The sequence below is a fragment of the Oricola sp. genome, from assembly GCF_965230365.1.
Lineage (GTDB): Bacteria > Pseudomonadota > Alphaproteobacteria > Rhizobiales > Rhizobiaceae > Oricola.
Window position 1 is genome coordinate 3177304 of record NZ_OZ246003.1, and the last position, 25882, is coordinate 3203185.

The following is a 25882-nucleotide window of genomic DNA, read 5'->3' on the forward strand; positions in this document are numbered from 1 at the left end:
ATCAACACACCCACTGTCAAGGACGGGGTCTTGTTACCGCCTCAAGGCCGTGAATTCGCAACCAGACGCGGAAGTCGGAAAGTGAACCAGACTACCGTCCAGACATTACCGAGGAATGGTATCGGGGCGATCCACAGCACGGCATACCAGTTACGTTCAAGAACCGCGATGACGACGGCGGACAAAACAAAGCCGAGATAAAGATCGGCCAAAGTCACCAGCCCCCAAGGATTGCCGAACAGCCACGCACCGGCGGCGGCGAAGTCTCCATAAAGGACAGCCCACACGATCAGCGCGGCAAAGCCCGCACCCAGTACGGCAAGTACGAGACGCAGGATTGTCACGATCACGATCCTCCGGTTTGCGGTCCTGTAGCGCTTACGCGAAAGCTCTCCGGTCCGATCACCCGGCAGCGCTGTTCTGCCCTTTCCGGAACTGCGGCAATGCGGCAAGCAGACGATGCAGCGTGTCGATGGTCGAGACATCCGCGACACCATCGACACGCTGCGGCCTGAAATGGCGCTGGAAGGCCGTCACGACCGTCGCGGTCGCGCCGTTGAATACCCCATTCACCTCGATGCCGTAGCCATAAAGCGCCAGCATGGATTGCAGCGCCTCCACCGGCTGACCGGCCTCGCCCATGGTCAGATAACGCCCGCCGCCGAGCGGCGCCGGTTCGACCCAGTGGCCGATGCCGGCGGCGGCGAACCGCGCCCACGGAAACTTCTCGCCGGGATCGGCCTTTCGACCGGGCGCGACATCGGAATGGGCAAGCACGCGCGCGGGCGCAATGGCGTTGCGTCCGACGATGTCGCGCGCCAGCGCGATCACCGCGTCGATCTGCTTTTCGGGGAAATCCGGCATGCCATGATCATGGCCGCCATTGACGATCTCGATGCCGATCGAGTGCGAATTGATGTCGGTCTCGCCCTGCCAGACCGACACACCGGCGTGCCAGGCCCGCGCGGCCTCGGCGACCATCTGCACCACGCGGCCGTCTTCATGCACAATGTAGTGGCAGGAAACGCTGCTTTGCGGATCGCACAGCCAGTCCTCGGCCGATGCGCCGTCCCTGAGGCCGGTATAATGCAGCAGCAGAATGTCAGCAGCCTTACCGTCACGCCGTTCATCGAAACTCGGCGAGGCGCGCAATACGGCATCCGCATAATCGGGATCGAACAGGCTGGCGTTCATCCGCGCCGCAGCTCCGGCTCGACCACCTCCCAGGCATCGTTGATCGCTGCGACGCGGTCGTTGGCGATCTTGATGAACTCCTCGGGCAGCCCGCGCGCGATGAGCTGGTCGGGATGATTGGCGCGGATCAGCTCATGGTATCGGCGCCGCGCCGTGGCGTGATCGTCGTCGCGGCGAATGCCAAGAATCCGGTAGGGATCGCGATGGCCCGCGTCGACATGGCGGGCGGTGATGCGCTCAAACTCCTTGCCGGAAATGCCGAAGATCGTCGCGATATCGGCGAGGAAATTCAGTTCGGTGCGATGCATGACGCCATCGGCCTTGGCGATGTGGAACAGTCCGTCGATCACGTCGATCAGAAGCGGGCAATCCGCCTCGCCCGAACCGCACAATCCGGCAATCTGCTGGGCATAGGCCTGGTAACCGGCGACATCCTGCTTGGCGAGATTGTAGAGGCCGGAAACGCGCCGCGCTTCCGCCGACGGGATTTCGAATATCTCGCGAAAGGCCGCGACCTCGTCATTGGTGACAATGCCGTCGGCCTTGGCCATCTTGGCCGACAGCGCGATCATGGCAATCGAAAACGCGACCCGGCGGCGCGTCGCCGGATCGCCGGCAAACGCCGTGCGCACCGACTCGACCAGCCCCGACAGCGCGGTGGTGGCCTTGCCGGTGATGAATTCGGAGATTCGCACCCAGATCGACATGACCCCTTCATATTGGATCGTTGGGGCATTTGTAAGGGCGATTGCCAAGCCGCCGCGCAGCGTGCAAGTGTGCGGCCCGCTCAGCCTGCCGTTGCTTTTTCTCATGACCGCAAGACCCAAGAACATCCCCGTCGGATATGCGCTCGGCATTGCCGGCGTCACCATTTTCGGGGCCACCCTGCCAGCGACCGTGCTGGCGCTGGAGGTCTATGCGCCGTGGTTCATCACGCTCGGGCGCGCGGCGATCGCGACAGCTGTGGCCATCCCTTGCCTGCTGCTGCTGCGCAGGCGGCTCCCCTTGAGGTCGCTGCCACAGTTTCTGTTCGCCGGCATGCTGCTGGTGTTCGGATTTCCCGGCTTCATGGCGCTTGGCATGCAGACGGTCGACGCAAGCCATGGCGGCGTGGTGCTCGGCATCCTGCCGCTCGGCACTGCGGTTTTCGCCGCGCTCGTGGCGGGTGAACGGCCCTCGCCGCTATTCTGGCTTTGCGCGGTCGCCGGGACCGCGCTCGTCATCTGGTTCGTGCTCGGCGGTTCCGAAGTGCAACTGACTGCGGGCGTGGGCTGGCTGACGCTGGCCGGTCTCTGCGCGTCGCTCGGCTATGTGATCTCCGGCCGGCTGTCGGCGACCATGCCCGGATGGGAAGTGATTTGCTGGGCGCTGGTGCTGACGGCACCGATATCGCTGGCGGGAACATGGTGGCTGTGGGAGCCCGCTTACTGGCACGCGCCCGCAGTGCCGCTGATCGCCTTCATATATACTGGCCTCGGCTCGATGTTCCTGGGGTTCTTCGCCTGGAATGCCGGTTTGGCGATCGGCGGGATCGCGCGTGTCGGCCAGGTCCAGCTTTTCCAGGTGTTTGTCACCGTGGGATTGTCGGCACTGCTGCTGGGTGAAACGATAACCGCGCGCACAGCCGCGTTCGCCATCGCCGTGGTGGTCGTCGTATGGCTGGGGCGCAAGACGCGGATCGCCGAACGCCGATGAACGCACCGCTCGAGCCCGATGCAAGCGACGTCGCCGCAGCTGAAATCCTGTGGGAGTATCACTGCATCTACGAGACACCGCGCCCGGCCGACGCGATCATAGGGCTGGGCAGCTATGATTTGCGCGTCGCCGACTGGTGCGCCGAACTGCAGCTTGCGGGGTTTGCGCCGGTGATCGTGTTTACCGGTGCTGCGGGGAATTGGACCAAGGGCCTTTATGAAACGAGCGAAGCTGAAGCGTTTGCCGAGCGGGCAATCGCAGCCGGTGTTCCCAGCGAAGCGATCCTGCTGGAAGAGCGGGCGACCAACATTGGCGAGAATATCCGCTTCACGAAGGCGATGTGCGCCGGCATGCGGACAGTGATCGCGGTGACCAAGCCGCAAACCCAACGGCGCTGTCTGGCGACAATCGAGCAGCAGTGGCCGGCCATCGACGCCATCGTCTCCGCACCGCTGCATGGTTTCGAGCAGCAACCGACCGAGCGGCACGGCATGGCCGATCTGATATCGGAGATGGTGGGCGATGTCTGGCGCATGAAGGCCTATCCGCAAATGGGGTTCCAGACCGAACAGCCGGTACCAGCGGAAGTCGCAAAAGCCGGTCGCCAGCTCATTTGCCGCGGTTACACCGGCAATCTGCCGGACGGCGCCGAGTTCTGAACTACATGGCGGCGGCGGAGCGCGCCGCCTGATCGTAAGAACCGGAAAACGCCCTCAGCAATGCCGCCAGACGCGACACGTCGGCGCCATCGAAACCGAATTCCTGCATGGCCGAGATCAGCAATTGCTCGCGCAGTTCGCCATAGCGGGTGCAGACCGCAGACCCGCGCCCGGTGATCGAAACCGTCTTTTCCTTGCCGTCCCGGCCCGTCGACACCAGTTCCTGCCCGGCCAGTTTCTTGACCGCATAGGACACGAGATGCGTATCCTCGACATTCAGCACCAGACAGATGTCGGCAAGCGTTTTGGGCCGGTCGCGATGGAAAACCAGATGCAGGACCAGCACCTCCAACGGCGATAGTCCCGGTGCCCCGGCCGCCGCCGCACAACGCACCATCCAGCGATGGTAGGCGTGGTTCGACATGGTCAGCGCGAATTCCAGTTCCGATACTTCCGGCATGCCCGACTTGGCGAGATGCGCCGACGATACGACGAAGTCCGCACTCATGCTGTTCTCCCGGTCTCGGTGAATTATCGTCATTGACAATATATCGACATTTTGTCAACGTTTTCCAAATTCAACAGGAGCGGCCCGATGGCAAAGAGCGAGCGGTGGGATTTCTGGATCGACCGGGGCGGCACATTCACCGATGTGCTCGGCGTCGACCCGGCAGGCACGGTCCATCCCTACAAGCTGCTCTCGGAAAACCCCGAGGCCTATCGCGACGCCGCCGTTCAGGGCATCCGCGACCTGCTCGGCGTGAAGCCAGGCGCGCAGGTGCCGGCAGACCGCATCGGCACCGTGCGCATGGGCACGACGGTGGCCACCAACGCGCTTCTGGAGCGCAAGGGCGACCGCACGCTGTTGCTGATCACCAAAGGTTTTCGCGACGCGCTGCGCATCGCGTATCAGGCGCGGCCGGACATCTTCGCCAAGGAAATCATCCTGCCGGAACTGCTCTACGAGCGGGTCATCGAGGTACCCGAGCGCGTGCTCGCCGACGGTACCGTCGAGACGCCGGTCGACCTCGCCGCGGTCGAAACCGAGGTGCGTGCCGCCTATGATTCCGGAATCCACGCCGTGGCGGTCGCCTTCATGCATGCCTGGTCGCATCCCGCGCACGAATTGGCAGCCGAGGAGATGGCCATTACGATCGGGTTCACCCAGATTTCGGTCAGCCACAAGGTGTCACCACTCGCGAAACTGGTCGGGCGCGGCGACACGACAGTGGTCGACGCCTATCTGTCGCCGATCCTGCGCCGCTATGTCGACCAGGTCGCCAGTGAACTCGGTATCGACGAAAGCGTCGAGGGGCCGAGGCTGCAATTCATGATGTCGTCCGGCGGCTTGACGGCCGCACATCTGTTCCAGGGCAAGGACGCCATCCTGTCGGGCCCGGCAGGCGGCGTGGTCGGGATGGTCGAAACCGCGAAGGCCGAAGGCTTCGGCGAAGTCATCGGTTTCGACATGGGCGGCACCTCCACCGATGTCGCGCATTTTGCCGGCTCCTATGAGCGCGCCTTCGACACCGAGGTCGCGGGCGTGCGCATCCGCGCGCCGATGATGCGCATCCACACGGTTGCTGCCGGCGGCGGTTCGATCCTGCATTACGAGGCCGGCCGCTTCCAGGTCGGACCGGACTCGGCGGGCGCCAATCCCGGCCCGGCGGCCTATCGGCGCGGCGGGCCGCTGACCGTCACCGACGCCAACGTCATGACCGGCAAGCTCGATCCTGAGCATTTCCCGGCTATCTTCGGTCCCGGCCAGAACGAGGCGCTGGACGCCGAAACCGTGCGCGCAAGGTTTGCCGCGCTCGCCGAAAAGGTCGGCGACGGGCGGTCGGCGGAAGAAGTCGCCGAGGGCTTCGTCACCATCGCCGTGGAGAACATGGCGAACGCCATCAAGAAGATCTCCGTACAGCGCGGTTACGACGTGACCGGCTATGCGCTGAACTGCTTCGGCGGGGCCGGCGGCCAGCACGCCTGTCTCGTCGCCGACGCGCTCGGCATGAAAGCGGTGCTGATCCACCCCTATTCCGGACTGTTGTCGGCCTATGGCATCGGGCTTTCCAAGACCTACGCATCGCGCCAGCACGCGCTGGTGGCTGCGCTTTCCGACGAGAACCGCCCGGCCATCGGCGCGCTGATCGAAGAATTGTCCGCCAATGCGGTCGCCGAACTCAAGCACCAGGGCATCGACGCCGACGACATCGACACGGCGCCAATCCTGCATATCCGCTACGACGGCACCGACACCACGATCGAGACAGGCTATGACGGCAGCGATATCGAACAGGCTGCGCGCGATTTCGAGACGGCGCATCTGGCGCAGTTCGGCTTTGTCGATCCGTCGCGCAAGCTGATTGTCGAAGCCGTCGGCATCGAAGCGTCGGAACGCGGCGGCAACTATCGCGGCGCTGTCAACAACCTGGATGACGATCCCCGCGACCGCGAGGCCGAGGCGGCGCAGCAAATCTTCACCGGCGGAGAGTGGCAGGAGGCCGGTCTCTATCTGCGCACCTCGAAAGCCCCTTCCCCGCTCGCGCCGGGCGATCGCGTGACCGGTCCCGCGATCATCATCGAGGACAACCAGACCATCGTCGTCGAACCGGGTTGGCAGGCAGCGGTCACCGGGCGCAACCAGATCGTCATGACGCGCCATGTCGAAAAGCAGCGCAACGCACCGATCGGCACCCATGCCGATCCGGTCATGCTCGAAGTGTTCAACAACCTGTTCATGTCGATCGCCGAGCAGATGGGCGTGACGCTTCAGAACACCGCCTCGTCGGTCAACATCAAGGAACGGCTCGATTTCTCCTGCGCCGTGTTCGACGCCGACGGTGCGCTGGTCGCCAACGCGCCGCACATGCCGGTGCATCTGGGCTCCATGGACCGGTCGGTGGAATCGATCATCCGCCAGAACCCGGACATGAAACCGGGCGACGTCTATGCCCTGAACGCGCCTTACAATGGCGGCACCCATCTGCCCGACATCACAGTCGTTACACCGGTCTTTGACGAAGCCGGCAAGGACATCCTGTTCTTTGTCGCCTCGCGCGGCCACCACGCCGATGTCGGCGGCATGGCGCCCGGATCGGCAACGCCCCGCGCCACCCATGTCGACCAGGAAGGCGTGCTGATCGACAACTTCAAGCTGGTCGAAGACGGCCTGCTGCGCGAGAAAGCATTCATTCGCCTGATGAGCGATCATCCCTGGCCGGCCCGTAATCCGCAACAGAACCTGGCCGACATGCGCGCCCAGATCGCGGCCAACGAGAAAGGCGTGGCCGAACTGCGCAAGATGGTCGCGCATTTCACCCTGCCCGTCGTCCAAGCCTACATGAACCACGTGCAGGACAATGCCGAGGAGAGCGTGCGCCGCGTCATCGACGCGCTGGCCGACTGCGCCGCCGAATACCCGACCGACAATGGCCAGGTCATCAAGGTCCGGATCACCGTCGACAAGGCGAAGCGCGAGGCGACGGTCGACTTCACCGGCACCTCGCCAATGGCCGAGAACAACTTCAACGCGCCCGAGCCGGTCGCCCGTGCCGCCGTGCTCTACGTGTTCCGGCTGATGGTCGAAGCCAACATCCCGATGAATGCCGGCTGCCTGCGGCCGATCAACATCGTCATCCCGGACGCCTCGATGCTGAAGCCGCAATATCCGGCTGCCGTGGTCGCCGGCAACACCGAGACCAGTCAGCATGTCACCAATTGCCTGCTCTATGCGCTTGGCGCGCTGGCCAATGCCCAGGGCACGATGAACAATCTGACCTATGGCAATGCGCGCTACCAGAACTACGAGACGATCTGCTCGGGCGCGCCGGCGGGCCGGATGAATTCGGGCCGCGGGTTTGGCGGCGCGTCAGGCGTTCACACGCACATGACCAACACCCGCATGACAGATCCGGAAATCCTCGAAATGCGCTATCCGATCGTCGTCGAGGAATTCTCGATCCGCGACGGATCGGGTGGCGGTGGCGAATTCAGGGGTGGCGACGGCACAAGGCGCGTGCTGCGCTTCGGCGAGGACATGGAATGCGCCATCCTGTCCTGCCATCGCAAAATCGCGCCAAAGGGGCTTGAAGGCGGCGGCGACGGGGAATGCGGTCGCACCGAAATCCGCCGCCTCGACGGCACGCTTGAGCAGTTGGAGCATTGCGACCAGACCTCGGTGAAGGCCGGCGAAGCCGTGATCGTCACGACACCGACACCGGGGGGTTATCAGCCGCAATAGGCCACTAGAGCGATTCAGCTCGAACGGGCGGCCTGTCAAGGCCGATTGCATTTACAACTCGTTTCGCCTATAGGTTGTATATTCGCATTTCAATCGGGCAGTGCTCCATGATGCTCAAGCTGATCCTGACCGCGTTTCTTGGCCTGTTCTCCGGAAGCAACGAAGACAGGCACTACTGGAACCAGTTCATCGACGAACACGGAATGAGCGAGCTCGCCGATGTCGACCCCGACTTCCGCGAGGAGTTGCTCGTGTTTCGCTACTTCAGTGAAGTCTACAATGGCGGGCATCTGCAGTATTTTCTGAACCTGGATGACTATCCATGGGAGGAAACCGCCGATGCGATGGAGAATATGGGCGCCAGGGAACACGCCCGCATCCTGCGGCGAGCCATTGTCGTCTGGCGCGCCGAGCAGCGGAAGCCACCGCGCACTGCGGAGGAGTTTGTCGAGGAAGCGCAAAAAGACGAACTGGGCGAATTCGACAGTGCGATGTATCGTTTGAAGCCAATCATTGAAGACTATCTCGATAAAAGCATAATCCAAAAGTACAAACGGAGGTGAATCTCGGTGGTCGAACTGTCCATAAGCCTCGCGCTTTTCCTGATCATCGCGCTTTCTTGTGCGCTCGAACCCGGGCCGAATTTCATCATGCTGGCCAAGAACTCCGCGACGCGCGGACGGCGAGCCGGCTTCATGACCGCCCTCGGGCTGCATCTCGGCGCCTATCCTGCGATCGCCATCGCGGGTCTCGGCCTCGTCGCCCTGGCAAGCACACTTCCCGCCGCACTGACCGTCATCAAATATGCCGGTGCCGCCTATCTGGTATGGCTCGGCATTGCGACGATCCGATCCGCCCGAACCGAGGACAAGCCCGACAGCGCCGGGCCGGCGACATCTCCGAAACGCGGGCCGCTTGCATCAGGCTTTCTGCTGGTCGTCCTCAATCCGCGCACCTACGCCTTCTTCACCTCGTTGCCTGTGGTCTTCGCATCGGTGTTGACTGCAGATCTCGGCCTGCCGCTCGGCGCACAGGTGGCCGTGCTCGCCGTGGCCACGAATCTGGTTTTCCTTGCCGTCGATCTCGTTTTCGTCGCGGTCGCCGACAATGTGTCGAGCCGGATTCGTCTTGGGGAGCGAGCCAGGCGGACAATCGGGTGGCTGACCGGAGGCGCGCTTGCAGCCTTCGGCATCCGCTTGGCCATGCGCCAGGATTGACCAAACCTCGCCGGCTGCCCGATTTTGGCCCGAATGCCCGCCTAACGGCGGACGCAATCGGGGACCAGTCATGGCCGTCAAGACAATAATCAGGACATGTGCCGCGCTTGCGGCGCTGGGCGCACTGGGCGCACTGGGCGGATGCTCGATCAGCAAACCCGTTGCGCACGTCGCGCTGCCTCTGCCCGCTGTCAAACCGCTTACGCTGCAGGCTGAGCCCGCAGCGGCGCAGGACCCGATCCATGCGATGGTTTCGCGTTATGCCCATGAGTACAACGTGCCCGAGGCGCTGGTGCATCGCGTGGTCAAGCGCGAGAGCACCTACAATCCGAAGGCGCGCAATGGCGTCCACTACGGGCTGATGCAGATCAATCCGGAAACTGCGCGCACCATGGGATATCGCGGCTCGAACGAGGGGCTGTACGACGCCGAAACCAACCTGAAATTCGGCGTCAAGTATCTGCGCGGCGCCTGGCTGCTGGCCGATGGCAGCCACGACAGGGCGGTGCGCCTCTACTCGGCAGGCTACTACTACGAGGCCAAGCGCCGCGGCATGCTGGTTGAGACCGGCCTGCGCAAGCCGAGAAAGTAGCTACTGCTCGTCCAACAGGTCGATCAGTTCGTGCACCAGAAACCCGACCTTGTAGGCTTTGTCGGTCGGTGTCAGGCCAAGACGGACCACCACCAGACCCCGCGACGGAACAACGCTGACCGACTGGCCGTCATGGCCGGACAGAAAAAAGGCGTCTTCGGGCAGTTCGGGGTTTTCGCCCGGCAGCCACGCGTTCGGCGCGCGCAGCCACAAATGCCCCTTGCCGTAGATACCGCCCGAAGCCGGGTGAGCGTCCGTCATCCAGTCAACAAACCCGACCGGCAACAGCGAACGGCCTTCCCAGACACCACGCTGCAAGAGAAACTGGCCAAACCGGGCCCAGTCGCGCGCGGTCGCGTAGAGATAGGAAGAACCGACGAACGTTCCGCGTGCATCGGCCTCGAAAACCGCCGACTGCATACCAAGCGGCGCGAAGAGCGCCTGACTGGGATAGGCCAGGGCATCGAGCTTGCTTTCGAACTGGTCCTGCCAGATGCGCGAGAGCAGAACCGACGTTCCCGACGAGTAGTTGAAGGCGGCTCCAAATCCGCCATCGTTTTCGGTGTCGAATGGCTTTACCGCGACGAATCCCGCCATGTCCGGTTCCAGATAAAGCATGCGCGTGACATCGCTGACGTCGCCATAGCCTTCGTTCCAAACCAGATCGCCCGCCATGCCCAGAAGATCGGCAAGCGAGATGTCGGCGCGGCCGTCACCAGACCACTCCTTCAACAGGCCGGTCTGGTCCCGTCGCAATTCGCCATCGCGGATCAACGTTCCAGTAATCGCGGCCGTGACCGTCTTGGTCATCGACCAGCCAAGCAACGGCGTTTCGGCGTCAAAGCCGTCGCCATAGCGCTCGCCGATGATCTTGCCGTCCTTGACAACAACGACCGCCCGCATGCCGGGGCCCGTCAGGTTCCCGTCATTGAGAAGTGCGTCGAGATCCATGTTTTCCGGCGGCATGACCAGGCCGCCCGCCGGCCATTCCAGGTTGGGATCAGGCGCATCGATCGTGATTTCGGGCACCGACAGGCGGGCGGCCCGCACATTGCCATCGGCCACCGTCGCGCAGCCGGCATTGTCCCGGTGAACCGCCAGTCCGCCGCCGAGGACCCCGAAAAGGCCGGTGCGCACAGTGCCACTGACCCGGTCGACCGAAACGCGCATCAGGCGCAGCAGCGGATGTCCCGGTGCCTGTACATCGACTTCCAGGACCTCCTGCGCGTTGCGCCCGGAAACGAACACGCTGGAGCAGACGATCTTCGCCGAGTAATTCGATCCGACACGGATCAGATCGGGAGGTGAAACATAGAGCCAAACGAACAGGCCCGCGATCACAGCGACCAAAAGCGCCGCAAGAACGCCAAAAATTCTCATAACAGTAACACCTGTCATTCAGTATGGCGCAGAACTACGCTCCGTCAGGTGCAGGCGTCAATCGGCTGCGCCGACAATCGGCATGACCGCGCAGATGTGTTGCGCTAGAACAACGGCGGCTGAAAAGGACGAATCGGTGCGAACAGGTTTCATCCCGGCAGCGCTTGTGGGTATCGGGCTTGCCTTGGCGGGCTGTTCCGGCTTCTCCGCCGATTTCGCGGATTCCATCCTGCCGCTTTCCGCGCCGAAATTCGCCGACAACGATCCCGTTGACGCCTTCGAAGGCGGCGGGCCGCATGGTTATGCGGTTCACGGCATCGATGTTTCCAAGTACCAGGGCGCAATCGACTGGCAGAAAACGAAGCGCGCGGATATCGCTTTTGCCTTCATCAAGGCGACCGAAGGCGGCGACCGCGTCGATGAGCGGTTTCGCGAGTATTGGCGCCAGTCGAAACGGGCCGGCATCCGGCGCGGCGCCTATCACTTCTTCTACTTCTGCAGACCGGCGATCGAGCAGGCGCGCTGGTTCATCCGCCACGTCCCGCGCGAGACCGGGGCGCTGGCGCCGGTGCTCGACATGGAGTGGAATCACAAGTCTCCGAGCTGTAAAGAGCGCCCGCCGGCACGCAAGGTCCGCGCCGAGATGCGCGTTTTCCTCAACACGCTGGAGCGTCACTACGGGGTGCGGCCGGTAATCTACACAACGCCGGACTTCTACCGGCAGAACATCGCCGGCCACTTCAAGGGCGAAACTTTCTGGCTCCGGACGGTCGCGGCGCATCCGCGGATCACCTATCCCGGCCGCAAATGGACTTTCTGGCAGTACACGGGAACCGGCGTCGTTCCGGGCATTTCCGGTAATGCCGATATCAATGTGTTTTCAGGCGGCCGCGCCGACTGGCAGAAGTGGCTTGAAGAAAACAGTATCTGAACCAGAAATCGAACAGCTTGCCGGAGGAGCGACGCAGACATGAACAACACCGCACGCAACTTACTTGCCGTTTTGGCAGTGGGCGCCACCACTGCGACAGCCTCGGCCCAGGTGCCGTGCGGCGGCGACTTCGGCGCTTGGCGAAAAGCCATGGTGGAGGAAGCGCGCGCCGCCGGGGTCGGCCAGGCGGGGCTGCGCGCCATCGGCTCGGCGCAAGTCAATCCCTCGGTGTTGCGGCGTGACCGCGCGCAGGGCGTGTTCACGCTCGATTTCGCGACGTTTGCAGGCAAGCTGATCTCGCAAAACCGGATGGATGTCGGCCGCTCAAAGCTGCGCCAGTACGACAGCACCTTCCAGCGCGTGCGCGCCGAGTTTGGCGTCGCGCCCGAGGTGATCGGCGCGTTCTGGGGACTGGAGACCGATTTCGGCGGCTATCAGGGCGACTTCAACACACTCAACGCGATCGCGACGCTGGCACATGACTGCCGCCGACCGGAATTGTTCCGCCCGCAAATGATCGCTCTCGGAGAACTGATCGATCTCGGCATCGTGCCCGCCGATATCACCGGCGCCTGGGCCGGCGAGATCGGCCAGGTGCAGGTCCTGCCCGAAGACTACCTGACCAAGGGGCGCGACGGCGATGGCGACGGGCGTATCCGGCTGAAAACGTCCTCGCCGGACGCCATCATGACGGCGGGCAACTTCCTGCAGGCGCTCGGTTGGCGCGCCAATCAGCCCTGGCTGATCGAGGTCAAGGTGCCTTCGAGCATGGAATGGTCCGACGCCGGCCTGCACACATCGCTGCCGGTTGCCGAATGGCAGGGGCGCGGCGTCACGGCGCGCAGCGGCGATCTGCCGGCCAGCGCCGATGCGCACTTGCTGCTGCCACAGGGCCGCAAGGGCCCGGCCTTTCTCGCCTACCCCAACTTCCGGGTGTTCCTGGAGTGGAACCAGTCGCTCACCTATGTGACGACCGCCGCCTATTTCGCCACTCGTCTTGGCGGCGCGCCGCGCTTCGATATCGGTTCACCCGAGCCCGGGCTCGGTCGCGACCAGATGAAGTCGCTACAGCGCAAGCTCGCCGCGCGCGGCCACGATGTCGGCGATATCGACGGCATTCTCGGCGCCGGCACGCGTGGTGCGGTCCGCAAGGAGCAGCAACGGCTCGGCCTGCCGGCAGATGCCTGGCCAACAGCAAGGCTGCTCAACGCTTTGTAGGGCCGCCGGGCCACCTTGCCGCATTGATCACCGGCGCGTGAACCGGTAAATCGGCTGCGGCAACCGGAAAGGACCGATGACGGCCAGCGGAACGATAGCGGCATTGGCGACGCGCCTCCTGTGCGTTTTCGCATTGGTGCTGGTGTCGTTTGCGCACCGGGCTCCGGCGGCGAACGCCGGCGATTTGCCGGATTTAAGCGCCTACACACTGCCGGACGGCACGGTTCTCAGTATCTGTATCGGCGGCCGGTCTGGCGACGACGGCGATCAGGACACGTCAGGCGCCTGCGAGTTTTGCCGCATTGCCGGCGCAGTGGCGTTGCCCGCGGCCCCGGCAGATTTCGAACGGTGCGGCGTGTGGGGACACGTCCTGCCGCCACTCCCGCGCGAGTTGAGGGTCGCCGGCGCGGCCTATCCACCGGCAGCCCCGCCACGCGGGCCTCCCCACGCCTTCATTTGATTTTCACAAGCGGTCCAACCGCCCCGTCCTGCGGCATATCAACGTGCCGACGATGCGGAGCGCCGCACAAAACACATTTAGTCACGACAGAAGAAAGAAAGACCCATGCAACTCATCATCAAATCCACACTCGCTGCCGCTGCCTTTGCCCTTGCGCTGACCGGCTCCGCCCTTGCCCACGACTACAAGATCGGCGACCTGGTCATCGAGCATCCGACAGCGCGCGCGACGCCGCCGAACGCACCGGTTTCGGGCGGTTACATGATCATCCGCAATGAAGGCTCCGAGGCCGACCGCCTGATCGCCGGTTCGGCTCCATTTGCCGGCAAGGTCGAGATCCATGAAATGAAGATGGAAAACGACGTCATGAAGATGCGCGAAATCGAAGGCGGGCTGGAAATCCCGGCCGGCGGCAGCGTCGAGCTGAAACCCGGCGGCTATCACGTCATGTTCATGAAGCTGAACGAACAGCTCAAGGAAGGCGAGATGGTCAAGGGCACCGTGGTGTTCCAGAATGCCGGCGAGATCGAGCTGGGCTTCAAGGTCGTCGCGCCCGGCGAGATGAAAATGAAACACAACCACGACCACTGAGGAAACGAACGTGTCGGCAAATCTTCGCACAACGATCCTGCTCACCGTCACGGCGATCATGCTCGTGGCGATCGGCGGCCTGTTCTACTATCAGGTGGCCAATCGCGGCACGGAAAGGTCGGTCATGGCGAGCGCGCCCATCGGGGCACCGTTCGAACTGATCGACCACAATGGCGACCCGATCACCGAAAAGGCGATGGCCGGCAAGCCGGTCGCCGTCTTCTTCGGGTTCACGCATTGCCCGGAGATTTGCCCCACGACCCTCTATGAGATGGCCGGCTGGCTGGAAGCCCTCGGCCAGGAGGGCGCGGATATCGACGGCTACTTCATCACCGTCGATCCGACGCGCGACACGCCTGAGATCATGGAAAGCTACGTGACCAGCTTTACCGACCGGATCATCGGTATCACCGGCGACCCGGACCGGGTCGCCGAACTCGCCAAGGCCTGGCACATCTACTGGCGCAAGGTGCCGCTGGACGATGGCGACTACACGATGGACCACACCGCTTCGGTGTTCCTGGTCGACAGACAGGGCCATCTGAAGAGCGTCATCGCCTTTGGCGAGGAGAGCGAAACCGCGATCGAGAAACTGCGCAATCTCGCCGCCAGCTAAAACTCATGGTGTCGGGGGACCACTCCCGGCACCCTACATGCGGTCGAAATTATCCTTGTCGGTCGGGATCAGCATGACCGCCGTCGCCACGAAGGCGAACCCGAAGGTAATGCCGAAGGTCAACGCCAGCAGTGCGGTCGCCGCAACCTTGTGATCGCTGTGGGCGTAGAGTTCGCCGAGATGGCCGACATTGAAGTGCACGAGGCCAAAGGCGACCAGCCAGCCGAATGCGATCCCGGCGGCCGAATTCATCAGAACATAACGGACGAGTTTGGGCATGGGAGCGTTCCTGAGCTTTCTCAGCCTGAACTTATGCCCGCGCTTCCCGGGGACAATGGGACACATTGAAGCGCCAGATATTGCCCCGTTGGACACTCCGACCTGCGGGCCTCAGTCCGCCATCGTCTCGAGGCTGGCGGTACCTTCCGGCGCACCGCCCGCATCGAACGGCTCCTCTACCTCGACGAAGGTATCCGGGTAGAACCCGTTGAACCGGGAACGCAACGACAGCGAATAGGCGCCGATATTGCCGATCTCGATCCAGTCGCCGGTGTCGATCGTTTCCGGCAGGTAGAAGGGGCGCGTCAGGATATCGACGGAATCGCAGGTCGCACCACACACCTTGAACGGAACGATCGCCGACGGATCGCCATTGCGGCGGCGGATGTTCGGATCTGGAATGAAGCGTGCCGGCAACGTGATCTTACCGGTCCAGGAATCCGACAGCGACGCCCAGATACCGTCATTGATGTAAAGCCGCCTTCCCTTGCGCAACAGCACACGTACGATCAGCGAGAACGCGCGTGCCACGATCACCCGGCCCGGCTCGGCGACAAGCGGAATGGTGTCGAACTCCCATTCAGCGAGCGCTTGTCGCAAATCCGTCATCAGGTCATCGAGAGGCGGCGCGGCGGGCGCGCGGCTCTTCGGATTGTGGCCATAGGCGGCGGGGAACCCGCCGCCGACATCCAGTCCGGCAAGCGGCACGTCGGCGCGGTTGCGCACCCAGTCGGCCGATGCAAGCGCCCGTTCATAGGTTCCCGCCTCCTCGATCTGGCTGCCGACATGAAAGCAGATGCCTGTGGGAAAGCCGATGCGGTGCAGCCGTTGCAGCAATTCGACGGCATGGCCGGGCGCCGCGCCGAACTTCTTGGACAGTTCGTAGGCCGCCTGCCCCTTGGTCGCGATGCGTACGAATATGGTGACCGTGGTCTGGTCGATGTCGAGCGCGCGGCAGACGCGCAGTACCTTGGCGATCTCGTCCTCGTGATCCACCACCAGCGTGCGAATCCGATAATGATCCAGCGCCAGGCGGATATCGGACAATGCCTTGACCGGGTGCATGTAAAGCAGCTCGGCGGTCGCCGAATAGCGGCGCACTGCTGCGAACTCGGCCGGCGATGCGACATCGAAGCAGTCTACGCCGGCGTCTACCAGCGTCTTGATGACCAGCGGTTCACCATTGGTTTTGACCGCATAGGCCGTCTTGCCGGGAAATGCGGACATGAAACGCCGTGCGTCCTGCTGCAGCACATGCGGGCGGAAACAATAGACCGGCACGTCCGGCCGAAGCTTCAGGGCCGCATCGCGCGCCGTGGCGAACTTGTCCATTCCTGTCTCCGCTTGACGATGTGCATCCGCCGGTTGGGCTTAGCACGTTCGCGTCTCATTGACAGGCCGTTGCACGGGACTTGCGGCGCGAAAAATCTTCTGTAAGCGATAGAGCGAGCCGGAGAATGTTACCTGGGAGGCCAGCCGTGCTGTCCGTCTGTACGATACTCGAAGACATCGCTGCAGGACGAATAAGCCCTGATGAGGCAATCGCCGAAAGCCGGCGGGCGATTGCCGCCAGCGATGACGATGTGAAGGCGTTCCGGCATCTGAACGATACTACAGGGTCCGTCGCTGACAGTGGTCCGTTGGCGGGTATCGCGCTGGGCATCAAGGATATCTTCGATACCTACGACATGCCGACGGAGTACGGTTCCGCGATCTTCGCCAACCACCAACCGCGCGCGGACGCCGGCGTCGTCGCACTGGCCCGTCGGCGCGGGGCGCATGCCATCGGAAAGACTGTGACGACCGAATTCGCCTTTCTCGAACCTGCGGAGACCGTCAATCCATTAAACCCTGCGCACACGCCGGGCGGATCGTCGTCCGGATCGGCAGCGGCGGTTGCGGCGGGCATGATCCCGGCCGCGCTCGGTACGCAGACCGGCGGTTCGGTCATCCGGCCGGCGGCCTATTGCGGCATCGCAGGCTACAAGCCAAGCTTCCGGCTGGTGCCGGCGACCGGCATGAAGACGTTTTCGTGGTCGCTCGATACGGTCGGTTTCTTCGCCGCGAGCATTGCCGATGTCGCGCGCTTCGCCTCGCTGCTGACCGGCCGGGACCTCGAGGCCGACGAACTGCGTGAGGCGCCGCGTATCGGCGTCTACCGGACAGCGATCTGGGATGAGGCAACACCGGACATGCAGGCGGCGGTGCAACGCGCCGCCGAAACCGCCGCAAAGGCCGGTGCGCGGGTGGTCGAAGTCGACGAACCGGAGGCCCTGAGCCGCGGACGCGAAATTCACCCGATCATCCAGAACTACGAGGCCGCTCTCGCCTTCGGCGATGAGTTGGCGCGTCACCGCGATGCACTGAGCGCATTGCTCAGGACGACACTGGAGGAAGGCCAGGCGACCGAGCCTCAGATATACGACAACGGTCGGCGTATCGCGCGGCAGGCGCGCAAGGCGGCAACAGGCCTGTTCAACGATCTGGATGCTCTGATCACACCGTCCGCGCCGAGTTCGGCGCCCGCCGGGCTGGATTCGACCGGATCGCCGGTATTCAACAAGCTCTGGACGCTGACGGGGTGCCCCTGCGTGAACGTCGCCGGGCTGAGCGATGCATCCGGTCTGCCGCTCGGTGTCCAGATCGTCGGCCGGTTCGGACGCGACAAGCTCGCATTGCAGACAGCGCGCTGGCTGGAGCAGCGGTTGGCCGCCTGATTTTCGCCCCGATTGCCGGTGGCGAAACGTCTTGCGCACAGTTTGCGAAAGTTTTTACACAATTTCTCGACAACCGAAATCGTTTTACTCACATGGCTTTAGCTGGAAATTTTCAACAAACGATTCAGCATCTTTTGCGCCGCAGCAACGAATTTTCTTGTACCTTCGTATAAGCTTTATAGACTCATCTGGTCTGAGCATGGAGGCTTGCGATGAGCTTGACACGTTCGATCAACATGATGATGGTCTGCGCAGCTTTTGTTTTTCTCGGCGCTCTCATCTTCGGTATTTTACCCTGAAATCGGCGTGCGGCAGACGGTATGTTTGCCGCAAACATAGCGCACAAGCCCGGAACCGGATGGTTGCGGGCTTCTTGACGACGGCACACGCCGTTCAGGCGGCGTGCAGCCTGTCATCGTCCTCGGTATCCTCGCGAATACCGAGCAAACGGCAGATCGCAAAGACCAGATCAGGCCGGTTCATCGTGTAGAAATGGAAATCGTGGGTGCCACGCTCGACCAGGTTGAAGACCTGCTCGGCCGCCACTGCGCTGGCAACCAGCGCGTGGGTGTTCGGATCGTCTTCCAACCCGTCGAACCGCTCGGCCAGCCAATCGGGCACCGAAGCGCCGCAGCGCGCGGCAAAGTTTCTGACAGCCTTGAAGCTGTGAATCGGAACGATGCCCGGCACAATTGGTACATCGATGCCGGCAGCGCGCACCCGCTCGAGATAGCGCATGAAAGTGTCGTTCTCGAAGAAGAACTGCGTGATCGCCCGGTCTGCGCCATTGTCGACCTTGCGCTTCAGCATGTCGATATCGGCAGCTAAATCGGGGCTCTCGGGATGCTTCTCCGGATAGGCGGCAACCGAGATGTCGAGATCGCCCAGGGCGCGTAGCCCGGCGACCAGCGCGGCGGCGTTCTCATAGCCGTCCGGATGCGGCCGGTAGGCCGTGCCGACACCGCTGGCGGGATCGCCGCGTAGCGCCACAAAGCGGCGAATGCCCAGCGCCATGAAGTCCCTGGCTACCTCGTCTACCTCGTCGCGGGTTGCATCGACACAGGTCAAGTGAGCCGTGGCCGGGGTCGACCCGGTGGCGAGCACCTTCTCCAGTGTTTCGCGCGTCGGTTCGCGGGTCGAACCGCCAGCGCCGTAGGTCACCGAGACAAACTCCGGGCCAAGCGGCGTCAGCCGCTCGATGGTGTCGCCGAGGGTGTCCGCCATCTGCGCGGTCTTGGGCGGAAAGAACTCAAACGACACGCGCATCGCGCTGGATGCGCCTTCGCTGCCGAGCGTCTTGATGGCCGGTCTCATGCAACAGTCTCCAGTGGCGACAGTGTATCGGCGATGTCGTCTGCGATTTCGATGCGGCGGTCGTCGGCAACCCAGATCTTGACCGTCAGCCGGTCGCTTCCCTCCTTGCCGGCTGCAAGCTCGGTCGAGGCTGATAGGTCGAGTTCGGCGCCGGCAAGCCATGCGGCGATGTCCTGATCGGAAAAGCCGAGCCGGTGATGTGCGTGCTCATCGCGCAGGAAATCGAGCGCATGCGGCGCGAAATCGACAATGGCGAGCCGTGCGCCGGGACGCATGGTGCGCGCCGCCTGCCGGATCACCTCGGCAGGATCGTCGAGGAAGTGGAGCACCTGATGAATGGTAACGAGATCGAAACTGTTGCGCGAAACCGGCGGATTGTAGACGTCGCCGAGGCGCACCTCGGCGTTGCGCACACCGGCGGAATCGAGATTGCTGCGCGCGATGTTGAGCATCTCGCGGTTGGAATCGATGCCGATCCCGTACTGATAGACACCGGACAGCAGTTCGAGGATACGCCCTGTTCCGGTGCCCAGATCGAGCATGTAGCGGACCGGCTTGTCGCCAATCAGCGACATGAGCGCCTTTTCCACTGTATCATCGGCCACATGCAGCGAGCGGATCTCGTCCCAGCTCGACGCGTTCTTGGAGAAGTAGGCTGACGCCTTCTCGCGCCGTTTCGACTTGACGTCGACGAGGCGCTCGCGGTCGCGGCGCACGGTTTCGTCTGCCTTGTCGATGCGCGACAGCAATTCCTGGACAAGCACGTCCCCGGCGGCGTCGCGGCTCAGGCGAAAGAGCGCCCAGGAGCCTTCCTGCCGCCTGCGGATCAGGCGCGAATCGAGCATCAGCTTGAGATGGCGCGAAACCCGAGGCTGCGACTGGCCGAGAATGGCGGTCAGTTCGGAAACCGTCAGGTCACAGTCGGCCAGGAGGTTCAGGATGCGCAGCCGGGTGGGTTCGGCTATGGTCTTCAAAACCTCGACGACCGCGTCGAGTGATATGCCGGGTAAACTCATCTGCTTCCTCGAAAAGACATAAACATATCTTTATATCGCGTAGCGACAGATGGCAACCCGGCGCCGGCAATTGAAGGCAAAGCCCGCAAATGGCGACGAAGAGACAACGCGAGACCGCCAAGGCGCTGAATGCGCTGACGCCGATGATCCCGTTCAACGAGGCCGAGGAGGTCAAGGCATTGTCGGGCCAGAAGCACCTGCGCCATCTGCCGGTTTCCATCGCCGTCTGGCTGTCGCTGGTCGCTCATATCCGGCATACGCAAACCGATTATGACGCACTGCTGGACGATGGCTATGACCGCGACGCGGCCCGGCATTTCGTCGCCGACGACATCAATGCGGTGCTGACCAGCTGGCGGGCGACGCGGCTGGTCGACACGCGCGACAGCGAAACCGAGTCCGGCCTGCCCGACCCGGTCGAGGACTGACGCCTACGCCGCGCTGTAGATCCACTGTTCGGGCAATCGCGCCTCGACACGTTCGCCAACGGCAATCCGCCCCGGTATCTCCACCCAGGCGAGCAAGCCGCGACGGCGCTTGGCCGCCGGCACGAAGGACAGCGCCAGATCCGCATCGTCGCCGCGCCCGAGGCCACGGGCGATCGCCCTGCCGGCGAACCGGCACGGGCCGTTCTGGAAATCGACCTTCAGCGTCACTCCGCCCTCGAAGAAAAGCAGCGTTGATGCCGGCAGCATCGACAGGGCAGGAATTCCGGACAGCGTCATGTTGGCGCCGACCCATTCCGGCTCGATCCGGTCGATCTGCATTTCGCCTGCCGCCTCGGCCAGTTCGTCGCGCGACAGGATCGTGATCTGGCGTTCGTTGCGCATCTCGGTGCCGCGCGGGTACCACGGCTCGCGCGCGCCCGACTTTCGCGTCATGCCGGCATGCAGGTCGTCGGCAATACCCTCCCAGGTCAACACCAGTTCTCCGACCGGCGCCGACACGAAGTCTTCGCCCGTGGCGCTGAACAGGCCATCGACCGCGCCCACGATCTTTCTGGAGGGTACGATGTCCACATTCGTCATTGCTTGCTCCTGTCCTTACCAATCGAGGGTCTGGCCGCGCCAATCGACGAAGGTGCCGGTGTCGGCGATGGTGGTCGATTCGGCAACGTCGAGTATACCAGCGGCGCTTTCGTCCGCGGCGACATCGGCTTCCGGCCCGCCCATGTCAGTGCGCACCCATCCCGGGTGCAGCGAGTGTACCGCGATGCCTTCGGGCGCGAGGTCCGTCGCCAGGCCCTGCATCACCTTGTTTACCGCCGCCTTCGAGGCGCGATAGGCGATGCGGTCGGACTTGGCGTAGGACAGGCTGCCCATGAAGGACGACACCGTCAGGATACGCGCGGCCGGTGCGCGGCGCAGATGCGGCAGGAAGGCCTGCGTGACCCGCAAGGGCGCGATCGTGTTAATGGCAAGCGTATCGGCAAAACCCTCGAAATCCATGTCGACCGTCGATTGCCGCGAAGGCCCGATAATCCCGGCATTGTTGATCAGGATATCCACGACGCCTGCGTGGCTTTCTGCAGCCCTTGCGACCGCCTCGGCGTCGGTCACGTCGAACACCAGAGCCGTAAACCGCTCGGGAAAACGCGCCTGCATCCGGCGCGCGGCATCCTCGTCGCGCACCGAGCCGGCCACCGTCCAGCCGCGCTGAAGCGCCTGGCGTACCAGTTCAAATCCAATTCCGCGCGCACAGCCGGTTACCAGAAGCGAAGTCACGACGGTTCCTTTAGAAGCGACCCGGACAAGCCGGGACGCGCTGCCTGTAACGCCGCCCTCCTGCCCGGTCCACCCTAAATGCCACATATCGGGACAAGTTCCCGTGAAGCATAATCACCAAAAGGGCGAGCATTTCATTGCCACATTGCCGTGCGCATTGTCACACTGCGTGAACCCCAAACATCGTAAGCCCTGCTTGCAGTGATTCCACAGAGAGGCCCATCCATGAAAGTCCGGACCCAGTTGTTCAACACGGCCGCCGCCGCGGCCATGATTCTCGCCCTGACGGGCCATGCATCTGCCGACATCGACGCCGAAGCCGTATTCGAAGGCCTGAAGCGGCAGTTCGCGAAGCAGGGTGTCGATGTCGCCGCCGGCTCGGTCGCTTCCCAGGGTGCGAACGATGTGATCATCTCCGACATCACACTCAGCGCCCCCGATGAGGACGGATCGTTCATGTTCGGTGGGGTCGTCCTGCAGCAGGTCGTCGAAGCCGGTGACGGCGGCTTCCTGGTCGGCCGCATGTCCGCGCCCGCCGGATCGATGACCCAGGAGGGCGTCACCGTCACCTTCGACGGCGCCAATTTGGAGGGTTATTACATTCCGGGGCCGAACGATCCCGACCCTGTGGCGGCCGCGGGTATCTTCCGCAGGATGAATATCGGAGCCATGACGGTTTCGACCGGCGGAAACACGATTTTCGAGGTCGACGGCGTCACATCGGAGATCAGCCCCTACGAGCCCGGCGGCACGCTCGATTACGATTTCGAGGTCACCCGCTTCGAAGTCGATTTCGCCAACCTGCCGGATCCCCAGGCACGGGCCACGATGTCGGAATTCGGCTACGATCAGCTGACCGGCCGCATTTCCGGCGACGGCAGCTGGAACACGGCGTCTGGCGACATGTCGGCAAACATGGCCTACGAATTCGACGATGCCGCCAATCTCAATATCGATCTGTCGATCGGCGGCTACACGACCGAGGTGCTCGCCGCCATGCAGGCGCTTCAGGAACAGCTTGCCCAGCAGCCGAACAACGATGCCGCAGGCATGGCCATGCTCGGCCTTATGCAGCAATTGGAAATCAGCGGTCTGTCGATCGAGGTCGTCGACCGGTCGCTGACCGGCCGCGCGCTCGATTTCGCCGCGAGGCAACAGGGCACCAACCGCGAGAGCATCGTCGCACAGGCCAAGGGCGTGCTGCCATTCGCGCTGGCGCAGCTGCAGAACCCCGAATTTGCCGCCAAGGTCAGCGCTGCGGTCAGCACCTATCTGGACAATCCGCGCTCGCTTAGGATCGTCTCGGCCCCGGCCAGCCCGGTCCCGGTGGCGCAAATCATGGGTGCCGCGATGGGCGCGCCGCAAACGCTGATCTCGGTTCTCGCCGTCGATATTTCTGCCAACGGCGAGTAACCAACACGGGCCCGGGTTTTTCAATCCGGGTCCGCAGCCGACGCCATGCGAGCGGCACAGACCGACAGGATCGCTTCCGCGCCGGCGACCAGCCCCGCAAAATCGAGCATGTCGTCTCGCGCGTCGTCGCCCGGCAACGCGACCGGGCCGACATGCACGAAGCCGCTCATCACGGCGCGCACGCGTCGGCAGAGCGCAGCGGCGGAGTGATAGAAGACATAGTTGCAGAGATAACCGCCGGCATCATCGGACCACTCGACCGGCAGGTTTAACGCGCGCAGCGTCTCGGCCATCTCGTCCAGCGGCAAGGTCGACCGCACCGGTCCTCCGCCCCGAAAGATCTCGCCCGCCTCCGGTAATCTGCCGGTGTTGTCGGGCTTGGGTGCCGTGATTGCATTGCGCGCAAGCCGTTCCAGCCGGAAACCCGCCGCCTCGTCGGCCAGGCCGAAATGTATGGCGACATGCGGATCGAACGTGCCGGCGGCCTCCTCGAGAGCTTCGACGGCGCTGCCATATTCGACCGGCAACACGGCGAAACGAAACGCAGCGTCGCTGGCAATGCGCGGAGCGTGCCTTTCGAAATGACCGATCAGGTGCTCGGTCGGGTTGACCGGCGCACCCGGAAACGGCGTAAACCCGGTGACGAGGACGCGAACCGTCATTCAACGTGCGCCCCGTCCATCGGCGGTCAGTCCTTGGCCGGCGGGATCGCCCGCAGATGCAGTTCGCGCATCTGGGCCGGGCTTGCCTCGGCGGGCGCGCCCATCAGCAGATCCTCGGCCTGCTGGTTCATCGGGAACAGCGCGACCTCGCGCAGGTTCTTGGCGCCGACGATCAACATGATGATGCGGTCGACGCCGGCCGCCATGCCGCCATGCGGCGGCGCGCCATACTGGAACGCACGGTACAGGCCGCCGAAGCGTTCCTCGACCGCGCTGGCGTCAAGACCGGCGATGCCGAACGCCTTGACCATGACTTCGGGCAAATGGTTGCGGATACCGCCCGACGCGATCTCGAAGCCGTTGCAGACAAGATCGTACTGCCAGGCCTTGATCGAAAGCGGGTCTTCGTTTTCCAGCGCCTCGATGCCGCCGCGCGGCATGGTGAACGGGTTGTGGCTGAACTCGACCTTCTTTTCCTCTTCGTCCCATTCGTAGAACGGAAAGTCGACGATCCAGGCGAGTTCGAAGCGGTCGCGGTCGACCAGATCGAGATCCTCGCCGACACGGGTGCGCGCGTCGCCTGCAAAACCGGCAAACTTTTTCGGATCGCCGGCGGCAAAGAAGCATGCGTCGCCCGGCTCCAGGCCGAGCTGCTGGCGGACGGCCTCGGTACGTTCGGGGCCGATATTCTTGGCGATCGGACCGGCGCCCTCGATGTTGTCGCCTTCAGAGCGCCAGAAAATGTAGCCGAGGCCCGGCTGCCCCTGCCCCTGCGCCCAGGAGTTCATCCGGTCGCAGAAGGCGCGTGACCCGCCGCCCTTGGCCGGGATCGCCCAGACCGCGCCACGCGGATCGCTGGCCAGGATGTTGGCGAACACCTTGAAACCGGAATCGCGGAAGTGCCCGGACACGTCTTCCATGACGATCGGGTTGCGCAGATCGGGCTTGTCTGTGCCGTATTTGGCGATCGCCTCGTCATAGGGGATCAGCGGGAACTGCGGCGTCACCGGCTTGCCATCGGCGAACTCCTCGAACACGCCGCGCACCACCGGCTCCATCGCCGAAAACACGTCATCCTGCTCGACAAAGCTCATTTCGATGTCGAGCTGGTAGAACTCGCCCGGCAGGCGGTCGGCGCGCGGGTCCTCGTCGCGGAAACACGGCGCGATCTGGAAGTAGCGGTCGAAGCCCGACACCATCAGCAACTGCTTGTACTGCTGCGGGGCCTGCGGCAGCGCGTAGAACTCGCCCGCATGGATGCGCGACGGCACCAGGAAGTCGCGCGCGCCTTCCGGCGAAGATGCTGTCAGGATCGGTGTCTGGAACTCGGTGAAGCCCACATCGTTCATGCGCCGGCGCATCGACGCGATCACCTCGGTCCGCGTGACGATATTGCGATGCAGCGTCTCGCGGCGCAGATCGAGGAAGCGATATTTCAGCCGGATGTCTTCGGGATAGTCCGGCTCGCCGAATACCGGCAGCGGCAATTCAGCCGCCTCGGACAGGATCTCCATGTCGCGGGCGAAAATCTCGACCTCGCCGGTCGGAAGATTGGGGTTGACCGTCTCCCCGGTACGCGGCTTGACCTCGCCGTCGATGCGGATCACCCACTCGCCGCGCACACGCTCGGCGGTGGCAAAACAGGGCGAATCGGGATCGGCAACGACCTGGGTGATGCCGTAGTGATCGCGCAGGTCGATAAACAGCAGACCGCCATGGTCGCGGACACGATGGACCCAGCCCGACAGCCGGACCGTCGAACCGGCGTCCGATTTGCGGAGCGCGCCACAAGTGTGGCTGCGGTAACGATGCATGAGTTTTGCCTTTGTCAACGCGGCGCCATGCGGCGCCATCAGGTCTCATTTCGGGAAAATCGCGCGGAAAAGCGCATGCGGGAAGCGATTTGTCAAGGCGATCCCCCGCGCCTGACCGCCGTCGCGCGGTTTGCGGCCAAATCGCGATTC

At 63.4% G+C, this 25882-nt stretch carries 27 protein-coding genes; 14 read left to right on the forward strand and 13 right to left on the reverse strand.

Going from position 1 to position 25882, the window contains the following annotated elements; translation table 11 throughout:
- Positions 1–41: 41 nt before the first annotated feature.
- From ACO06R_RS15445 to ACO06R_RS15455, 3 genes are read right to left on the reverse strand one after another with little or no spacing between them, the layout of a single operon-like run.
- Positions 42–497: a DUF1475 family protein gene (locus tag ACO06R_RS15445; protein WP_421851879.1), complete on the reverse strand. Its 456-nt coding sequence runs from the start codon at positions 495–497 to the stop codon at positions 42–44.
- Positions 403–1194: an N-acetylmuramoyl-L-alanine amidase gene (locus ACO06R_RS15450; protein ID WP_421851882.1), complete on the reverse strand. Its 792-nt coding sequence runs from the start codon at positions 1192–1194 to the stop codon at positions 403–405. The genes ACO06R_RS15445 and ACO06R_RS15450 overlap by 95 nt, the downstream gene beginning before the upstream one ends.
- Positions 1191–1901 (reverse strand): TerB family tellurite resistance protein, encoded by a 711-nt coding sequence (locus ACO06R_RS15455; RefSeq protein ID WP_421859435.1) that lies wholly within the window; start codon positions 1899–1901, stop codon positions 1191–1193. Before ACO06R_RS15455 ends, ACO06R_RS15450 begins: the two co-directional genes overlap by 4 nt.
- Positions 1902–2004: 103 nt before the next feature.
- Between ACO06R_RS15455 and ACO06R_RS15460 the strand changes: the two genes are divergently transcribed.
- Together ACO06R_RS15460 and ACO06R_RS15465 are read left to right on the forward strand one after the other, a co-directional pair.
- Positions 2005–2889, forward strand: coding sequence for a DMT family transporter (locus tag ACO06R_RS15460; RefSeq protein WP_421851885.1), 885 nt, complete (start codon positions 2005–2007; stop codon positions 2887–2889).
- Positions 2886–3548 carry a YdcF family protein gene (locus tag ACO06R_RS15465; RefSeq protein ID WP_421851888.1) on the forward strand — a complete coding sequence of 221 codons (663 nt, stop codon included), beginning with the start codon at positions 2886–2888 and terminating at the stop codon, positions 3546–3548. The genes ACO06R_RS15460 and ACO06R_RS15465 overlap by 4 nt, the downstream gene beginning before the upstream one ends.
- A gap of 1 nt (position 3549) precedes the next feature.
- Here ACO06R_RS15465 and ACO06R_RS15470 read toward each other — a convergent pair whose 3' ends face one another.
- Complete coding sequence (locus ACO06R_RS15470; protein ID WP_421851891.1) at positions 3550–4056, reverse strand: winged helix DNA-binding protein; 507 nt, start codon at positions 4054–4056, stop codon at positions 3550–3552.
- 87 nt (positions 4057–4143) lie between these two features.
- Between ACO06R_RS15470 and ACO06R_RS15475 the strand changes: the two genes are divergently transcribed.
- From ACO06R_RS15475 to ACO06R_RS15490, 4 genes are all read left to right on the forward strand, one after another.
- Positions 4144–7788, forward strand: a complete 3645-nt coding sequence (locus ACO06R_RS15475) for a hydantoinase B/oxoprolinase family protein (protein ID WP_421851894.1) — start codon at positions 4144–4146, stop codon at positions 7786–7788.
- A 107-nt stretch (positions 7789–7895) separates the two neighbouring features.
- Positions 7896–8351 (forward strand): DMP19 family protein, encoded by a 456-nt coding sequence (locus tag ACO06R_RS15480; RefSeq protein ID WP_421851897.1) that lies wholly within the window; start codon positions 7896–7898, stop codon positions 8349–8351.
- A 6-nt stretch (positions 8352–8357) separates the two neighbouring features.
- Positions 8358–9005 (forward strand): LysE family translocator, encoded by a 648-nt coding sequence (locus ACO06R_RS15485; RefSeq protein WP_421851901.1) that lies wholly within the window; start codon positions 8358–8360, stop codon positions 9003–9005.
- Positions 9006–9075: 70 nt separating this feature from the next.
- Positions 9076–9597, forward strand: a complete 522-nt coding sequence (locus ACO06R_RS15490; RefSeq protein WP_421851904.1) for a lytic transglycosylase domain-containing protein — start codon at positions 9076–9078, stop codon at positions 9595–9597.
- Here the strand turns inward: ACO06R_RS15490 and ACO06R_RS15495 are convergent, their stop codons facing one another.
- On the reverse strand, positions 9598–10977 hold the full coding sequence (locus ACO06R_RS15495) for a serine hydrolase domain-containing protein (protein WP_421851907.1): 1380 nt from the start codon (positions 10975–10977) through the stop codon (positions 9598–9600).
- 94 nt (positions 10978–11071) lie between these two features.
- On the opposite strand from ACO06R_RS15495, the gene ACO06R_RS15500 reads away from it, so the two are divergent.
- The 5 genes from ACO06R_RS15500 (at position 11072) to ACO06R_RS15520 (ending at position 14793) form a co-directional block, all read left to right on the forward strand.
- Positions 11072–11908, forward strand: coding sequence for a GH25 family lysozyme (locus ACO06R_RS15500; protein WP_421859437.1), 837 nt, complete (start codon positions 11072–11074; stop codon positions 11906–11908).
- 39 nt (positions 11909–11947) lie between these two features.
- Entirely contained in the window at positions 11948–13126 is a 1179-nt protein-coding gene (locus ACO06R_RS15505; RefSeq protein ID WP_421851910.1) for a lytic murein transglycosylase, read from the forward strand.
- A gap of 76 nt (positions 13127–13202) precedes the next feature.
- Positions 13203–13586 (forward strand): hypothetical protein, encoded by a 384-nt coding sequence (locus ACO06R_RS15510; RefSeq protein ID WP_421851913.1) that lies wholly within the window; start codon positions 13203–13205, stop codon positions 13584–13586.
- 105 nt (positions 13587–13691) lie between these two features.
- Positions 13692–14177, forward strand: a complete 486-nt coding sequence (locus ACO06R_RS15515) for a copper chaperone PCu(A)C (RefSeq protein WP_421851917.1) — start codon at positions 13692–13694, stop codon at positions 14175–14177.
- 10 nt (positions 14178–14187) lie between these two features.
- Positions 14188–14793, forward strand: coding sequence for an SCO family protein (locus ACO06R_RS15520; RefSeq protein WP_421851920.1), 606 nt, complete (start codon positions 14188–14190; stop codon positions 14791–14793).
- 33 nt (positions 14794–14826) lie between these two features.
- On the opposite strand, the gene ACO06R_RS15525 is transcribed toward ACO06R_RS15520, so the two are convergent.
- Together ACO06R_RS15525 and ACO06R_RS15530 are read right to left on the reverse strand one after the other, a co-directional pair.
- On the reverse strand, positions 14827–15072 hold the full coding sequence (locus tag ACO06R_RS15525; RefSeq protein ID WP_421851923.1) for a hypothetical protein: 246 nt from the start codon (positions 15070–15072) through the stop codon (positions 14827–14829).
- Positions 15073–15183: 111 nt separating this feature from the next.
- Positions 15184–16404 (reverse strand): alanine racemase, encoded by a 1221-nt coding sequence (locus ACO06R_RS15530; RefSeq protein ID WP_421851926.1) that lies wholly within the window; start codon positions 16402–16404, stop codon positions 15184–15186.
- Between the two features lie 146 nt (positions 16405–16550).
- On the opposite strand from ACO06R_RS15530, the gene ACO06R_RS15535 reads away from it, so the two are divergent.
- On the forward strand, positions 16551–17789 hold the full coding sequence (locus ACO06R_RS15535) for an amidase (RefSeq protein ID WP_421851929.1): 1239 nt from the start codon (positions 16551–16553) through the stop codon (positions 17787–17789).
- 393 nt (positions 17790–18182) lie between these two features.
- Here ACO06R_RS15535 and metF read toward each other — a convergent pair whose 3' ends face one another.
- Together metF and ACO06R_RS15545 are read right to left on the reverse strand one after the other, a co-directional pair.
- Positions 18183–19103, reverse strand: a complete 921-nt coding sequence (gene metF, locus ACO06R_RS15540; RefSeq protein WP_421851932.1) for a methylenetetrahydrofolate reductase [NAD(P)H] — start codon at positions 19101–19103, stop codon at positions 18183–18185.
- Positions 19100–20119 carry an ArsR/SmtB family transcription factor gene (locus tag ACO06R_RS15545; RefSeq protein WP_421851935.1) on the reverse strand — a complete coding sequence of 340 codons (1020 nt, stop codon included), beginning with the start codon at positions 20117–20119 and terminating at the stop codon, positions 19100–19102. The genes metF and ACO06R_RS15545 overlap by 4 nt, the downstream gene beginning before the upstream one ends.
- A gap of 89 nt (positions 20120–20208) precedes the next feature.
- Here ACO06R_RS15545 and ACO06R_RS15550 point away from each other — a divergent pair, with 89 nt between their 5' ends.
- Positions 20209–20547: a DUF2293 domain-containing protein gene (locus ACO06R_RS15550; RefSeq protein WP_421851938.1), complete on the forward strand. Its 339-nt coding sequence runs from the start codon at positions 20209–20211 to the stop codon at positions 20545–20547.
- A gap of 3 nt (positions 20548–20550) precedes the next feature.
- On the opposite strand, the gene ACO06R_RS15555 is transcribed toward ACO06R_RS15550, so the two are convergent.
- Both ACO06R_RS15555 and ACO06R_RS15560 read right to left on the reverse strand, forming a co-directional pair.
- Positions 20551–21147, reverse strand: a complete 597-nt coding sequence (locus ACO06R_RS15555) for an MOSC domain-containing protein (RefSeq protein WP_421851941.1) — start codon at positions 21145–21147, stop codon at positions 20551–20553.
- Between the two features lie 15 nt (positions 21148–21162).
- The gene (locus ACO06R_RS15560) at positions 21163–21843 is read right to left on the reverse strand and encodes an SDR family oxidoreductase (protein ID WP_421851944.1); all 681 of its coding nucleotides are present in this window, start codon (positions 21841–21843) and stop codon (positions 21163–21165) included.
- A gap of 225 nt (positions 21844–22068) precedes the next feature.
- Between ACO06R_RS15560 and ACO06R_RS15565 the strand changes: the two genes are divergently transcribed.
- A complete protein-coding gene (locus ACO06R_RS15565) occupies positions 22069–23256 on the forward strand; it encodes a hypothetical protein (RefSeq protein ID WP_421851947.1) in 1188 nt (395 codons plus the stop codon).
- A 20-nt stretch (positions 23257–23276) separates the two neighbouring features.
- Here ACO06R_RS15565 and ACO06R_RS15570 read toward each other — a convergent pair whose 3' ends face one another.
- Positions 23277–23918: a hypothetical protein gene (locus ACO06R_RS15570; protein ID WP_421851950.1), complete on the reverse strand. Its 642-nt coding sequence runs from the start codon at positions 23916–23918 to the stop codon at positions 23277–23279.
- A 26-nt stretch (positions 23919–23944) separates the two neighbouring features.
- Complete coding sequence (gene aspS / locus ACO06R_RS15575) at positions 23945–25732, reverse strand: aspartate--tRNA ligase (RefSeq protein WP_421859439.1); 1788 nt, start codon at positions 25730–25732, stop codon at positions 23945–23947.
- Between the last annotated feature and the right edge of the window lie 150 nt (positions 25733–25882).